We start from the raw sequence: 12,957 nt of genomic DNA, 5'->3' as shown, positions 1-12,957 counted from the left end.
TATCCTAATCCCTAACCCAAACTTCTTGCTGACGCTGTACCTGTATAACCCCAGAACCACACGTTGCCGTGGCCTGCACCTTAAAAAGAGATTCAGCGTCAGGGGTACCCTCATTGAAAGTACCTATATTTGTACATGCCATCGCATTAACCTTGCACCCACTTCCCACAGCTACCGGCGGAACGGCACCGCTAACCTCCCCACTGCATACGGTCTCGATATCTGTTGTACTTGTATCTAACGGATACATCTTGGTCAGTGCCCACTCATTGGCGGACTGAGCAACAAACCAAGCTTTTGTTCCCAAAAACTCTCTTGTTAATCCGCTTTGATTCGACCATGTAACTTTCATTAAAGAGGAAGCCAAATATCCCATTACAATAATGACGAATAACACGATGATTAGTACATTTCCGCTGGAGTTTCTTTTACGGGACATTGAGCACCTGCACATCTTGTTGATACACACTACGTTCACCATCCTGCTCAAACTCTAGATTAATATGAACTAAACCACCTCGTTGCAGAGTAGACTCTAGATAACGCATACCACTTACGGACGTATCGACACTATCCGCAACTGTAATACCATTTCGCGTAACTCGCTTGGTATCAAAACAGTAGCGAACCTCCGACTTCTCTTGATAAATATAAAGACGGCTAGAAACAGAGGATCCCGTAATCGTACTTGCCCCCCCACTAACAACAAAAACCTTACCTGTTTTAGCTAAACCACCAATGGCTATATTTCGCGAAGAAGTTGATTGTAAATCTTCATATCGGCTCGGATTTATCACCATCCTGCGATTCGTAGGAATAGGATTAAGCGTTGAGTCATTACCTAGCAAAAACTCTAAGTCATTATTCTTAAACGTGTAAAAACCAGAATATTCAATCGGCACAAACTCTAGACAATTAGTTGTTCCTTTTGGCACATGAAAACTATTAGGTACAGCATGGCGGATTTCACGCGTCATCTTTTCTAAAACAAACTGAGCTTGTGTTTGTATTCGTTGGCGGTCGATAGTATCAGCGTACCCTTTCATTCCTAACTGGACATACCCAGCTATACCCAACATGATGAAGCTGCCGATCACAATCGTAACTATCATTTCCATTAAGGTGAAACCACGAGCTTTCATCAGTAGTTCCCTTTAATAGCGGTTAAAGTAAGGGGCTGCGTGTTCCCCGCAAAAATCCGTAATGTTACTTTTTTGTATTCGGTTATTTCATCGGGAGCTTTATCCGTCAGATCATCATAGGCAACGCTAATTTCTAATCTAAAGTTTTTGTACTGCTCAGTACTGTCCGCACCAAGTACATCACTAATATTCCCTCTAGGGATACCATCACACTGAGAAGCCGTTGTAGATGTGCTCCAACACCCGATATAGTCATCGACATCATTGAAATCACTAGGCGTTGTTTCCAAGGAACCGTCTAGTTTTTTATCCGCACCTAATTTATTTACGTCAGTGCAGCTCACTCCATTCTCACCACACCGAACGGTGCCACCATCAAAGTCGCTGTTTTCATCGAAGCCTCGCGCCAATATCTGAGACATGAAACCTTGGCCTAATGCGGCCGCGCGGGTTTGATAATGAGGGATGGCGGAATCTCGAATTTGAGGGACAAGAAAAGAAGTAAACGCCACCATCGCAATGCCCATTAAAACAATCGCGATGATCATTTCTATCAAAGTCATGCCACTAGATTTCTTCATGAGCATGTACCTTTAGAAACATAGCCTTGAGTATTAATTTCAACTTGGCAGCGGCTTCGACCATGCTTATCTTCAATCAGGATTGAAACCCCACCACTCGCTGAGTTTATTGGATTACCCAATAAATCAAACTCGATTGGATTAGTTACAGCATTGGTCAGTGAAAACTTTGCGGATTTATCAACAACCATGTCACTACGAGTGTCTTGTTCCTTGCTAGCCAGGCCGCATGCAGCACTAGACCCGATGCAAGAGCTTGTAATCGACAAACAAAAATTAGTGTAGCTAGAGTCCTCTCCAGCTTTGTAGCTACTAGGTAGGCACCTTTCAGGATAAGACTTGTTTGGGATGCTGATATTCGACTGCATACGATTCACCTGCACTTGGCGAATCACAGAAATCACGCGTTCTTGTAATGCATATGCAGAAAAACTGCCTGAGCCCATAAAACGGCTGGCTGCAAAAAGTGAAAGGATAGAGAGGAGAACAATCACGAGGATTAACTCCATTAACGTGAACCCTAATGCAGAGCTGCGAATTTTCATAACCCAACCTTAGGCTTAGAACAAGCGAAATAAGTATACGATGAAATTATGAGATTAATGATAGGTTTGTAACTTTTCGATTCGAAGTGTGAACAGACGAACAAACAACCAATGTCTAGTTATTTTGCCCTTTTGAACGGCCAATCTCTTCTTCAATTCGATCGTAAGTTTCTTTATTGCTCAGCGTTTCAGAAACGTGTTCAGCGGTCTGCTTGGTTTGCTCCCACTTCGCTTCGTAAGTTTCTGGCTCGAAGCTGATAAATCTTGGTAATACCACATAACCGATCACCCCCAAGATAATCAGCACAACCACAAACTCTATTGCACTAAGACCTGATGATTTACGCATATGAACTATTCCGAGATTCATCAAAATAAGGAGATAAAGGCCAGACTAGCTGGCCTTTGAATTCTTATGGTTTCTTACAACCATCAGTGACAGTCGCTTTATCATTAGCTACTACTTTAATTACAGCCGCAGCTCCAGACGTTGCTTGTTTATATTCAACACACGTAGAGTCATATTTAGGAATACCAAAATATGCGTACGTATCATTACCTTTAGATTTATTTTCTTTCTTCATTTCAAAATCACTGTCAGTGCCAATACCGTCAACAATTTTCGAAATATCATCTTCTGTTGCTAAAGGGTAGCCATAGATTGTTTTTATCTTAGTGCCATCCCCCAAGTCTAACTCAGTACCGTCAGCCTCAGCAGCGGTCTCAATACCAGCAATAGCAGACTTGCCATATACAATGCCGGATGCACCTTGGATAGCACCTTTTAAGCCTTCAAGTGTTGCATTACGAGCATCATCTTGCAGGTTAAGGAAACGTGGTGCTGCAGTTACCGCTAGAATACCTAGGATTACAATTACCACTACCAATTCGATAAGGGTGAAACCACCTTGTCTTTTCATTGTTTACTCTCTCTATGTAAGCATGCAGTACAACTGCAAAGTTTTGTTTAGGTCACGCGACCATTTTGGATATTGTCAAAACGGTTTGGGGCAGCAACGTTCACTAAAACTGACCGTGAAGTGGATACTGTATCTACCGCTTGAGCAGAATGACGATTCGCCATTATTCAGTTCATGCTGCAATGAGAAAAACACATTATTGTTTACCCACGATTACAGCCTGTTACTTATGGTAATGATTGCATTATACCGACTTTCATTACCAATTATAGTGATTAGGTGTCAAAAAATTCACTCCGCCGACATTTCGACGTCTATTTTCAGTTGATTAGCAGTTGAGATAACTACAATCGACTGACCATTTTCATAAGTGTAGTGACAGACATAACGATCAGTTTTGATGGCTCCACTGATATCTATTAACTTGTTGGTCATTATTTTACGTTGGGGGTAATGCACCGCTAGCCAATAACCACAATCTAATACACCTTGCTGAGTAAAGGGAGACACTAACCCGTCCTCAGTCATAGTAAGGTTAAAACCATCCATCAGCATATGTTCTGGCTCGCCTTGTACTAGCCAAGCTTGACGATAACGCTGAACACTGTCTTGCATCCAAACTCTCGCTAACTTCGCTCCAGTTACTTGTGCTTGCTCGGTAACAGGACGTAATTTGACCGCCAAACCCACCGCCATAATCGTAGCAATAACCCCAAACACAATAAGCGTTGCTCGGCTTTGATTTTCAACCACCTATTAGCCGCCTTTGATGATGTCGAGCATTCCCCACATTGGTAAGAAGATACCCAATGCCAGCACCATGACCATGCCTGCGACAATCACCAAAAGTAATGGTTCTATTCTTGCGGTCAGCGTTTTTAGATCGTAATCGACTTCTCGATCGTAAAAGTCCGACACCTCCAGCAGCAACTCATCAATACGACCAGTTTCTTCACCTACTGCAATCATCTGAATCACCAATGGGGTGAATATTTTACTGTTGATGGCCGTCACTGAAATGGTGCTACCCGCTTCAATTGCGGACTTCATCTCAAGAATTCGGTTTTCTAAAAAACGGTTCCCTAAGGCTTCCCCGGCCAAAGCCAAAGACTGGTTAAGTGGCACACCTGATTTCAGCATCAACGAAAAGGTTCTGGCAAAACGAGAAAGCTGCGCACGATTAACGATATCGCCTACAATTGGCAGCCGAAGCCGAAACTTATCGAACTTCTCCCGACCATCAGCCGTCGCCACCCACGCTCTGAACACCGTAAACGCGCCAATCATTGCCACAACTAGCAACACCCAATAATTAACAAAGAAATTAGAAGTCGCGATCAAAATACGCGTCGGCAATGGTAGCTCAACACCAAAGCGCGTGAACATCGATGCAAACTCAGGGATCACCAAGATATTCAATACAAACATGGCGATGGTGATAAAGATAATGACAAACGTTGGATAACGCATCGCCGCTTTAATGCGTTTGCGAGTCTCAAGTTCCTGTTCGTAGTAATTCGCCAGTTGCAATAGCGCTTGGTCAAGCCGACCCGTATTCTCACCGACGTTGATCATAGAAACGAACAGTGGGCTGAATACTTTACTGTGTTGCTGCATCGCAGAAGACAAACCTCGGCCATTACTCAGTTCAGAAACGACATCTTCTAGCGCCTCTTTGAGCTGTTTGTTTTCGCAATTTTGCAACAAGCCACGCATAGAGCGCAGCAAAGGTACGCCAGCTTTAGTCAAACTAAACAACTGGCGAGAGAAAAGAATAATTACTTCCAACGGAATAGCAGGCACAAACAGCTTAGATAAGCTCACTTGGCTTTTTGCCGACTCTTTCTCTAACCGTACATTGAGCGGGATGACCCCTTTATTCATCAAAGCTTCCGCCGCAGCTTCTGAGTTCACTGCTTCGATTTTGCCGTTAGTGGATGAGCCGTCTAGCGTGCGGCCTTGATAACGAAAAGTTGGCATTCACTTACCTATATGAAAATGGGATCAGTCTTACCAGAAGCATCACCCTCACCTAGGGTCATCACTTCATCCAAACTGACGGTGCCTTGTAGCGCCAGTTCCATTGCAGAAGCAAGCAGTGGCTTATAGTTTTCTGAGCGGCGCGCGGCTTGCGCAAAGCCAACCGCATCATTGGCGCGCAATTTATCCATCATCTCTTGCTCAAGTTCGAGCATTTCAAACACACCGATTCGGCCTCGATAACCAGTCAAGTTACAGTTTTGGCAACCTGCGCCTTTATAAAAAATGGTGCTAACTTGATTTGGGAAACGCCCAGCTAACCACTGCTGGCGAGACTCATCTAAGTGGTCTTCTGTTTTACAATCTGGGCAAACTCGGCGCACAAGACGCTGCGCCACCACGGCTCTGACTGCACTAGCAACCAAGTAACCCGGCGCTCCCATATCGATCATACGTAACGCACTGTCGACAGCATCGTTGGTGTGGAGAGTACTCAATACTAAGTGACCCGTTAGTGCCGCTCGCAGACCAATTTCTACCGTCTCTTGGTCACGCATCTCACCAACAAGAATGATGTCTGGGTCTTGACGTAAAAAGGTTCTAAGAACACGCGAGAAAGTTAGATCGATCTTACTGTTAACCTGTACCTGAGTGATACGAGGCAGACGATATTCAACCGGGTCCTCTGCTGTAATGATCTTTTTCCCAGGTTCGTTGAGCTCACTCAATGCGCCGTAAAGCGTGGTGGTTTTACCGGAACCTGTCGGCCCGGTAACCAAAATCATGCCATGCGGACGCGCCAACTGTCGACGTAAGCGAGCAAGCAAGTCTGGCGGCAAGCCCGACTCTTCTAACGGACGCAAACCAGCGGACTGGTTAAGCAGACGCATTACTACAGATTCTCCGTACTGCGTTGGTAACGTCGACATACGAATATCAATTGATTGGCCACGAACTTTGATATTGAATCGGCCATCTTGCGGCAAGCGCTTTTCAGAAATATCTAGGTGTGCCATCAACTTCAGTCGAAGAACCAAAGCCGATGCAATATTCACTTCATTTAAGAGCGTTTCATGCAATACGCCATCAATACGCTGGCGCAAACGCAATACTTGATCGTCTGGCTCAATATGAATATCCGAAGCTCCAACCTGTACCGCATCTTCAAACATGGAATTAACCAGCTTTACAACGGTAACCTCTTCACTATCGGCTTCATCAATACCGTAATCAAAGCTTTGTACATCTTTATGCTCTTCATGCAGCTGTTCAGCAAAGGAGGCTATCTCTTTAGTACGGCGGTAATAACGGTCAAAGCTTGAAATAAGCTGACGCTCTGAAGCAACAATGAACTCAAGGTTGTATTGACCTAACAAGTTCATCAATGATTCTTGGATGAACAAGTCCGCAGGGTCACTCATAGCAACGCGCAGTGTGTCCCCATTTCGAGCAACGACCATCGCACGTAAGCGACGTGCGTGTACCTCAGGTAAAATCTGCACGGCTTCGGCATCCACAGGCGCACGACCAAGATCGATCAGTGGCAAACCAAGCTGCTGAGACAAGAAGTCCAACATTTGCTTTTCGGTAATAAAGCCAAGGTCAATTAACGCATCCCCTAGCTTCTGCCCGGTACTGCGTTGTGCGTTTAGTGCTTGCTGGATTTGTTCTTCAGAGACGATACCTTCCTCAACCAGAAGATCGCCCAAGCGTTTTCTCAACTGAATTTTCATTGTGCGCTCTCCAACTCTTTCAAGATGCTCAAACGGTCACGGATAAATGCTTGCGATTGATTCGAAATGCCAACTTTACCCAGAGCTTGGTTGTAAGAGTTGATCGCGGTAGTAAAAGCCAGAGCACGCTCTTGTTGAATAGCCAAACCTAACCACCAGCGCGCGTTTTCCGGTTCACGCTGAGTGAGGAGTTGATAGCTCTCAAGCGCAATGTCATTTTGCTTGTGTTTTTGTGCCAATGCCGCACGCATCGCCAAGTAATCTCGACTTGGTACTGGAGGCAAATGAACAAGCGGGCTCAGCGCCGCTTCAGGTTGATTAGCTTTCACTAACAACTTAGACAAGGCCAAGCGGAGTACTTGGTTGTTCGTATCTAGGTTGATGCCTTCTTGAATAATCTCATATGCTTTACGCGTGTCACCTTTACCAAAGTACAACGCTGATAACTTTTGACGCGTGTCTGCATTCATTGGCTCATAACGCAACGCCTCGGCATAAGCCGATAACGCCGTTTGCATATCGTTAGCATCCAGTGCTTTTTCCGCTCGGCTAACCGCTTTAAGAGATAATTGACGATGTGTAAGCTCAACCTGCTCAATACGCATTGAGCTGTTTTCTGATGTCGTGCGGGTTACGTGATCGTATTGCTCCTCGCTCGGCATCGTTGCTAACTGCGCGAGTAAAACTTCATCTTCAGAGGCGATATTTATCTCAGATCTTAGCGTGAACCTATCAGTCTCTTGCATGTGAGGCTGTTGCGCTACCGGCTGTGTGGCTGGTTTGGTGTAAACCACTTGAGTTGTATCGGGCGTCATTTTACTCGTTGGCGAGTGAGTGCGCTCCGATGAAACAATTGGTGAGACATTCACAGACGACAGTGGCATAGCGTCGGTTTGAAACTGTGATAGCTCGCCTGAAGGGACAGGACCGCGAGAGACCGCCCAGCTACCAACCGCAAGGCTTAACGAAAAACCGGCGACAAGCCAAAGCCAAGGTTTACTGCGTGAGACTCTTGGAATCTCCGCACGAGTAAGCTCTGACGGCGATGTTTTTTCAGCAAGTTCTGATAATGCTTTATTGATGGCACTCAAGGTTGACTCCATCCCCAAAATACGGGTGTTTTAAACTTAGGTTTACGGGCATCAAACGTATCGTGCATAGCGGCGTAAACGTGATGATTTTTCAATAGTGTGCAACGCTCATTAAATGCAGCAAGCAACGACTTGTGGCTAATTTGGTTTATCAAGCGCGGAATCCCCATGGATGAACGCCAAATCGCTTTTTTCTGTTCAATAGAAAAAATGTGCGCCCCATTGCCTGCTTTATCTAAACGATTATTGATGTAAGCCACGCCTTCATCGATAGAGAGAGGACGTAACTGGCAGCTAAACGTAATGCGTTGACGAAACTGCCTTAGCTCATGGTTAGCCAATCTTTCATCCAACTCAGGTTGTCCGAATAACACCAATTGAATGAGCTTATCTTGTTCCGTTTCTAGGTTGCCAAATAGACGCAATGTTTCTAAAGCTTGTGGGGAAAGAGCTTGCGCTTCATCAACGATCAAGACGGTTTTCTTTCCCAAGGCATGTACTTGAATCAAGTGCTCTTGAATGAGGGAAACGATGCGCAGCGGATCATCGTTCTCGATACCCAACTCTCTGGCGACAGCAAACTGCAACTGTTCCCCATTCAACACTGGATTGGGTAAGTAAATAAGCTCAACTTCAGATTCAATCTGCTCGATCAGCTTACGGCATACCATGGTTTTTCCAGTGCCGACTTCTCCCGTCACCTTAATCACCCCTTCTCCCATTTGCACGGCAGCTAGGATGGTTTGGATCGCCTCATAGTGAGGGACTAACCCCAAGAACATTTCTGTATTTGGGGTTAACGAAAAAGGCTGAACTCGGAACCCAAAGTGTGACAAGTACATACTCGAATCACAAACCTATTGAAAAACAGAACCTTTCCCAGCGCTTATTGCGCATCTGGGAACCACTCTTGCAGCAGATCACGAGAGCGCTCTAGCTCTTTCTGCCAAGAGTTCACGCCAACTACGGTCGGTTTTAGCAAGATGACCAATTCTGTTTTCTCAGTTACGTTATTCACGTTGCGGAACAAATGCCCCAGTGCTGGTACATCGCCCAAAAATGGGACTTTAGAAACAAGCTCACGATTTTGCTGTTTCATCAACCCGCCGATAACCACAACATCGCCATCTTTAGCACGAATAACCGAGTCTGATTCACGAATAGAGCTTTTCGCTAATGGCAGTTGGATGTTTTGGAAATCTCCGCCCAAGTTCAATTGCTTCACTTCTTCCGTGACTTCAATAACTGCGGGGTGAACATGCAGGAACACATTGCCTTTGTTATCAATTTGCGGAGTCACATCGAGGGAAATACCCGAGAAGAATGGCGTCAGTTCCACTTCAGGAACTGCATTTGAGTTTTCACCGTTGCCTGCATTGCTCGATAGCTCGGTAACAAAGTACTCATCGGTACCCACTTTGATGACAGATTTTTGGTTGTTGGCAGCGGTAATACGAGGGCTCGAAAGGACGTTCAAGTCACCTTGCGTAGACATGAAGCTCAACACTGCATTGAAGTTACCATCCGAAATAGTCACGTTAGTTTGACCGCCCAATAGCGTGCCAATCGCATCCAATGGTGGTAATGTCGACGCAGGGCGGTTGACTACGATACTACCCGAGTTACCAATTGACGCCGATAAGTTTGACCAGTTGATGCCTTGTTGGTAGCCATCATTCAACGTCACTTCTAGGATTTTAGCTTCAAGAATGACCTGGCGCTGCATGCGCTCCTGCGATACACCTAAGAACTCGCGTACTTCGCGAATATCATCTGGAAATGCTCGAACCGTAATAACTCCCGCTTGTGGCGTTACAACCACACTTTGCCCTTTGCCTGAACCAATTAGATTCGCAACAGCTTGCTGCAGCATAGGCCAGAAGTCACTTTCAGTGATGGTTTCAATGCGTGTACCACCCGTAGATGTGGTCGAGCTATCGTTGTTGTTTCCATTGTTAGAGTCTGACGAGTCAGAACTGTCTGAGCTACCACCAGAATTAGACGTACCAGCCGAGGTTACAGAGCCCGTAACAATGCTGGTTAATGAGCGACCAGAACGCTTGAACTGCAGGTAATCGACTGGAATGGTCACAGTACGCATACCTGCTGGGTAGATTTGAATAACTTTGCCAGACTTCACCACGTCATAGCCATACATATTCTGTACGACATTCAGAACTTCATCCAATGTCACATCTGACAAGTTGACAGTGATATTACCTTGTACCGACGGGTGAATCGCCACGCTGTACTCTGTGCCTTTCACCAACGAGGCGAAAAAGCTTCTTGCATCGACCGCATTCGCTTGAATACGAAAACGCTTCGAGGTGCCTTGCTCTGATGCAACGTTCGAGTCTAAATTTGGCATCAAGTCTGCCTCAACAGAAGAAGGGATTTCTTCCAATGTGCGGCTGTTCGCTTGATTGATCGATTCATTGAGCGCTTCTTTAACTTCCACTGGATTCCGATGACCCATTGAACATCCCATTAAAGAAGCAATCGTTATTCCTACAACTAATTTGCGCATATCTGATCGGGCTCTGGTTATTATTGTTTTACGTTTAAATCAAAAAGCTCTAGGTCCCACTGACGGTTACCACGCTTTAAAGTTACAAATTCACTATTAATGCTCGCGACGCGATAACCCTTAAATAGCTCGCCTTTTTCGACAAGTTTGTTATCCATAATCGCGATACAATCAGTACTTGGCTTACACACAATACTGTTGAGCTTAGGCAGTCGATACCGTTTAACTTTTGGTTTCGCTGACGTTTCAACCGCTGGCTTTTCCCAACCAAGTGGGGCCGTTGGGTCCTGGTTTGCCCAAGCGGTTCCTGCCGCTGCCATAACAAGCAATGAGATGATGAGTTTGTTAACCACCAATAAACTCCTCTCTAGATCCTAGTGTGTAGACTTCTAACACAAGCTTCGCTTTCGGGTACTCTTCGACTTTATAACTAAAGCTGCGCCAGTAATAACTCGCAGGAAGGCTCTCCAATTTATTCAGATAATTAGCAATAGAAAAATAGTCACCAGTCAGTTCCATACGAACAGGATGCACGTAGTAACCAGAGTATTGCGATGCTTCTTTATCTTCCGTTATTGGCTCAGATGGCAAGGTTTGCAGAGACAAAAGGTGAATGCCACTTTGCTGCTCCAACACATTTTCAAGCAGCTCAGCCATTTGCGAAGGTGTAATAAGATGCTCGATGATCTCCGCTAATTGCATCGAAAGATGCTGACTCTCAGCTAACAGATTAGATATCGCGCGATCAATCTCAGCATTTGGATCTTTCTTAAGTTGCGCCTGAATACGTAGCGTATCGATTTCAATCTTTTGATTGGCTTGCTTTAAATTACTTAGTTGCCTCTCATTACTGATGATCTCGTTAAGCTTTGGCTCCAATACCAGCGTAAAGAGCAACATGATCACGACAACTAAACCGCACAATGCGGTGAGCACTTTTTCACGCGTACTCATTTCGCCAAAGCGCCCTTCTAATGAGAGCCAGAATTCGTTCATTTCTCTTTATCCTCGCGCGTTTTTAGTTCAAACGTCACAATATCCTTATCATTTCGACCTATTTTGACGTCGTCAAACGTTCGGCCAACCAAGCTAATTTCATTTTTAAATTGGCTGACCCAATTTGGCACTGAGCTCGGTTTTTTCGCTAGTCCCTTCAGGTCTAAGGTATGGGTATTGATTCGAATTTCGGACAAAGAAATTTCTTGGTTTCCTAGCTTCGCTAATGATTGCATCACGCCAGAGTAACCCGTGCGTTGCGAGTCATCGTATTTCCCGACAGCTTTAAGCGAGTCTCGCTTCGCCTTGACTTCACGCTCTAAGCGGGCTTTAGCTGCCAGCTTATTATTGTCAGGTTGATGCTTACGTAGCTTGACTTGATAACGTTCAAGCTCTGACTTCATGATATCGCCTTTACTTTTTACAATAGCAATCTCATCTTCCAAACCGCTGCTCTGCCAAGTGACATAACCGTAAGAAAATAGAATTGCAGCCGCCGCAACGCCCCAAGATAACGCGATATTTTTTAGCGTCAGGAGCTCTTTTTTCGGCTTTAAGTAATCGGGATATAAGTTGACGCGTCGAGTATTTGAAGTAGCCGCAGTGTCAGCCAAAACATGTCCTGATAGCTCATGTTCTGGTGGTAATAACGGTGAAACCTTAGTACTTAAACGGTAGTTCAGAGCCTGAACAAGCTCGCTCTCATCCTCTTCATCGCAGCACACTTTCAATTGATGTAATTGCACGTGGCGTAACTGAGATGAAAGATAATCAATCGAACGTTGCAGTTCTAACGACAGACTGTCCATCTGTAAATCGCTAGACGGAACCCCCGTTAACGGTGGCGTCACACTGCGAATAGAGCGGTGGAACGCAATAGTATTTTCAACAAAAGCGCTTATACGGAAATGACCACGCACACTGCGTTGTAATAATAGGAAGTTTCCTAGTTCACCCGCAGTCTCTCCCCAAATATCGTCTTCAGGAAGAATGGCTTCTAATGGTAACTGGGCTCGGCTGGCCAGTAACACAATCTTATCCAATATTTTTCGCGATAAGACGTATGCTTGCACTTTGGTTGAATTCGGTAACTCGACCGCATCGGCAATAATGTCGATGGCACGCTCAGAGATCAGTTCTTTCAACAAAAACGGTAATGCAGCTGGCCATTCTTGACGCGGCATGACTGGTTTGTCGATTTGGTACATCTGGTAATAGTTATGAGAAAGAATAACCGTTAATGAATCATACGCACTCGCTGCAACGCTCAATGCTTGCTCAACGGCTTTTTCCCAATTGGACTCAGAAATATCAAATTGGTATGGACGACTACTTTTGATTGAAGATGATAAATAAACGGCGTCTGGCTGAATAACCAAAAAGCAGGAGCGACCACCACTAGATGATCGCTTAAGCTTGTCGAATAGTGCTTTGAAATCCAT

The 12,957-nt window shown here is 45.1% G+C and carries 15 protein-coding genes; all 15 read right to left on the bottom strand.

Features of this window, described 5'->3' with window-relative positions:
* Positions 1 to 4: 4 nt before the first annotated feature.
* Complete coding sequence (locus R7P64_RS20765) at positions 5 to 439, bottom strand: hypothetical protein (RefSeq protein ID WP_025767605.1); 435 nt, start codon at positions 437 to 439, stop codon at positions 5 to 7.
* Positions 429 to 1,142, bottom strand: a complete 714-nt coding sequence (locus R7P64_RS20760; RefSeq protein ID WP_154205003.1) for a PilW family protein — start codon at positions 1,140 to 1,142, stop codon at positions 429 to 431. Before R7P64_RS20760 ends, R7P64_RS20765 begins: the two co-directional genes overlap by 11 nt.
* Positions 1,142 to 1,723, bottom strand: coding sequence for a type II secretion system protein (locus tag R7P64_RS20755; protein ID WP_025767603.1), 582 nt, complete (start codon positions 1,721 to 1,723; stop codon positions 1,142 to 1,144). Before R7P64_RS20755 ends, R7P64_RS20760 begins: the two co-directional genes overlap by 1 nt.
* Positions 1,720 to 2,268 carry a type II secretion system protein gene (locus R7P64_RS20750; protein ID WP_213912450.1) on the bottom strand — a complete coding sequence of 183 codons (549 nt, stop codon included), beginning with the start codon at positions 2,266 to 2,268 and terminating at the stop codon, positions 1,720 to 1,722. The genes R7P64_RS20755 and R7P64_RS20750 overlap by 4 nt, the downstream gene beginning before the upstream one ends.
* A gap of 115 nt (positions 2,269 to 2,383) precedes the next feature.
* Positions 2,384 to 2,617 carry a type II secretion system protein gene (locus R7P64_RS20745; protein ID WP_005388453.1) on the bottom strand — a complete coding sequence of 78 codons (234 nt, stop codon included), beginning with the start codon at positions 2,615 to 2,617 and terminating at the stop codon, positions 2,384 to 2,386.
* Between the two features lie 64 nt (positions 2,618 to 2,681).
* Positions 2,682 to 3,188, bottom strand: a complete 507-nt coding sequence (locus R7P64_RS20740; protein WP_064368799.1) for a type II secretion system protein — start codon at positions 3,186 to 3,188, stop codon at positions 2,682 to 2,684.
* A gap of 291 nt (positions 3,189 to 3,479) precedes the next feature.
* Positions 3,480 to 3,941: a hypothetical protein gene (locus R7P64_RS20735; protein WP_031781206.1), complete on the bottom strand. Its 462-nt coding sequence runs from the start codon at positions 3,939 to 3,941 to the stop codon at positions 3,480 to 3,482.
* 3 nt (positions 3,942 to 3,944) lie between these two features.
* Complete coding sequence (locus R7P64_RS20730; RefSeq protein WP_005381186.1) at positions 3,945 to 5,168, bottom strand: type II secretion system F family protein; 1,224 nt, start codon at positions 5,166 to 5,168, stop codon at positions 3,945 to 3,947.
* 8 nt (positions 5,169 to 5,176) lie between these two features.
* Positions 5,177 to 6,901 carry a GspE/PulE family protein gene (locus tag R7P64_RS20725; protein WP_005381188.1) on the bottom strand — a complete coding sequence of 575 codons (1,725 nt, stop codon included), beginning with the start codon at positions 6,899 to 6,901 and terminating at the stop codon, positions 5,177 to 5,179.
* Positions 6,898 to 7,992: a tetratricopeptide repeat protein gene (locus tag R7P64_RS20720; RefSeq protein ID WP_213973531.1), complete on the bottom strand. Its 1,095-nt coding sequence runs from the start codon at positions 7,990 to 7,992 to the stop codon at positions 6,898 to 6,900. The genes R7P64_RS20725 and R7P64_RS20720 overlap by 4 nt, the downstream gene beginning before the upstream one ends.
* A complete protein-coding gene (locus tag R7P64_RS20715) occupies positions 7,989 to 8,834 on the bottom strand; it encodes an ExeA family protein (protein ID WP_033907419.1) in 846 nt (281 codons plus the stop codon). Before R7P64_RS20715 ends, R7P64_RS20720 begins: the two co-directional genes overlap by 4 nt.
* Positions 8,835 to 8,878: 44 nt before the next feature.
* Positions 8,879 to 10,519, bottom strand: a complete 1,641-nt coding sequence (mshL, locus tag R7P64_RS20710; protein WP_005388471.1) for a pilus (MSHA type) biogenesis protein MshL — start codon at positions 10,517 to 10,519, stop codon at positions 8,879 to 8,881.
* Between the two features lie 20 nt (positions 10,520 to 10,539).
* Positions 10,540 to 10,872 (bottom strand): hypothetical protein, encoded by a 333-nt coding sequence (locus R7P64_RS20705; protein WP_005381196.1) that lies wholly within the window; start codon positions 10,870 to 10,872, stop codon positions 10,540 to 10,542.
* Positions 10,865 to 11,515 (bottom strand): type II secretion system protein GspM, encoded by a 651-nt coding sequence (gene gspM, locus R7P64_RS20700; RefSeq protein WP_005381197.1) that lies wholly within the window; start codon positions 11,513 to 11,515, stop codon positions 10,865 to 10,867. Before gspM ends, R7P64_RS20705 begins: the two co-directional genes overlap by 8 nt.
* Positions 11,512 to 12,957: a hypothetical protein gene (locus tag R7P64_RS20695; RefSeq protein ID WP_054579427.1), complete on the bottom strand. Its 1,446-nt coding sequence runs from the start codon at positions 12,955 to 12,957 to the stop codon at positions 11,512 to 11,514. Before R7P64_RS20695 ends, gspM begins: the two co-directional genes overlap by 4 nt.

The organism is Vibrio sp. 2304, from assembly GCF_033339475.1.
In the GTDB taxonomy this organism is placed as follows: domain Bacteria; phylum Pseudomonadota; class Gammaproteobacteria; order Enterobacterales; family Vibrionaceae; genus Vibrio; species Vibrio alginolyticus.
The sequence above is the reverse complement of the archived record's forward strand: the minus strand, read 5'-3'. Positions and strand labels throughout refer to the sequence as shown.

What these genes read in the sequence shown, in the direction of transcription:
- R7P64_RS20715 (WP_033907419.1), bottom strand. Translation starts at nt 8,834, where the DNA reads ATGTACTTGTCACACTTTGGGTTCCGAGTTCAGCCTTTTTCGTTAACC.
- R7P64_RS20740 (WP_064368799.1), bottom strand. Translation starts at nt 3,188, where the DNA reads ATGAAAAGACAAGGTGGTTTCACCCTTATCGAATTGGTAGTGGTAATT.
- mshL (WP_005388471.1), bottom strand. Translation starts at nt 10,519, where the DNA reads ATGCGCAAATTAGTTGTAGGAATAACGATTGCTTCTTTAATGGGATGT.
- R7P64_RS20755 (WP_025767603.1), bottom strand. Translation starts at nt 1,723, where the DNA reads ATGAAGAAATCTAGTGGCATGACTTTGATAGAAATGATCATCGCGATT.
- R7P64_RS20765 (WP_025767605.1), bottom strand. Translation starts at nt 439, where the DNA reads ATGTCCCGTAAAAGAAACTCCAGCGGAAATGTACTAATCATCGTGTTA.
- R7P64_RS20745 (WP_005388453.1), bottom strand. Translation starts at nt 2,617, where the DNA reads ATGCGTAAATCATCAGGTCTTAGTGCAATAGAGTTTGTGGTTGTGCTG.
- R7P64_RS20760 (WP_154205003.1), bottom strand. Translation starts at nt 1,142, where the DNA reads ATGAAAGCTCGTGGTTTCACCTTAATGGAAATGATAGTTACGATTGTG.
- R7P64_RS20750 (WP_213912450.1), bottom strand. Translation starts at nt 2,268, where the DNA reads ATGAAAATTCGCAGCTCTGCATTAGGGTTCACGTTAATGGAGTTAATC.
- R7P64_RS20725 (WP_005381188.1), bottom strand. Translation starts at nt 6,901, where the DNA reads ATGAAAATTCAGTTGAGAAAACGCTTGGGCGATCTTCTGGTTGAGGAA.
- R7P64_RS20730 (WP_005381186.1), bottom strand. Translation starts at nt 5,168, where the DNA reads ATGCCAACTTTTCGTTATCAAGGCCGCACGCTAGACGGCTCATCCACT.
- R7P64_RS20695 (WP_054579427.1), bottom strand. Translation starts at nt 12,957, where the DNA reads ATGGATTTCAAAGCACTATTCGACAAGCTTAAGCGATCATCTAGTGGT.
- gspM (WP_005381197.1), bottom strand. Translation starts at nt 11,515, where the DNA reads ATGAACGAATTCTGGCTCTCATTAGAAGGGCGCTTTGGCGAAATGAGT.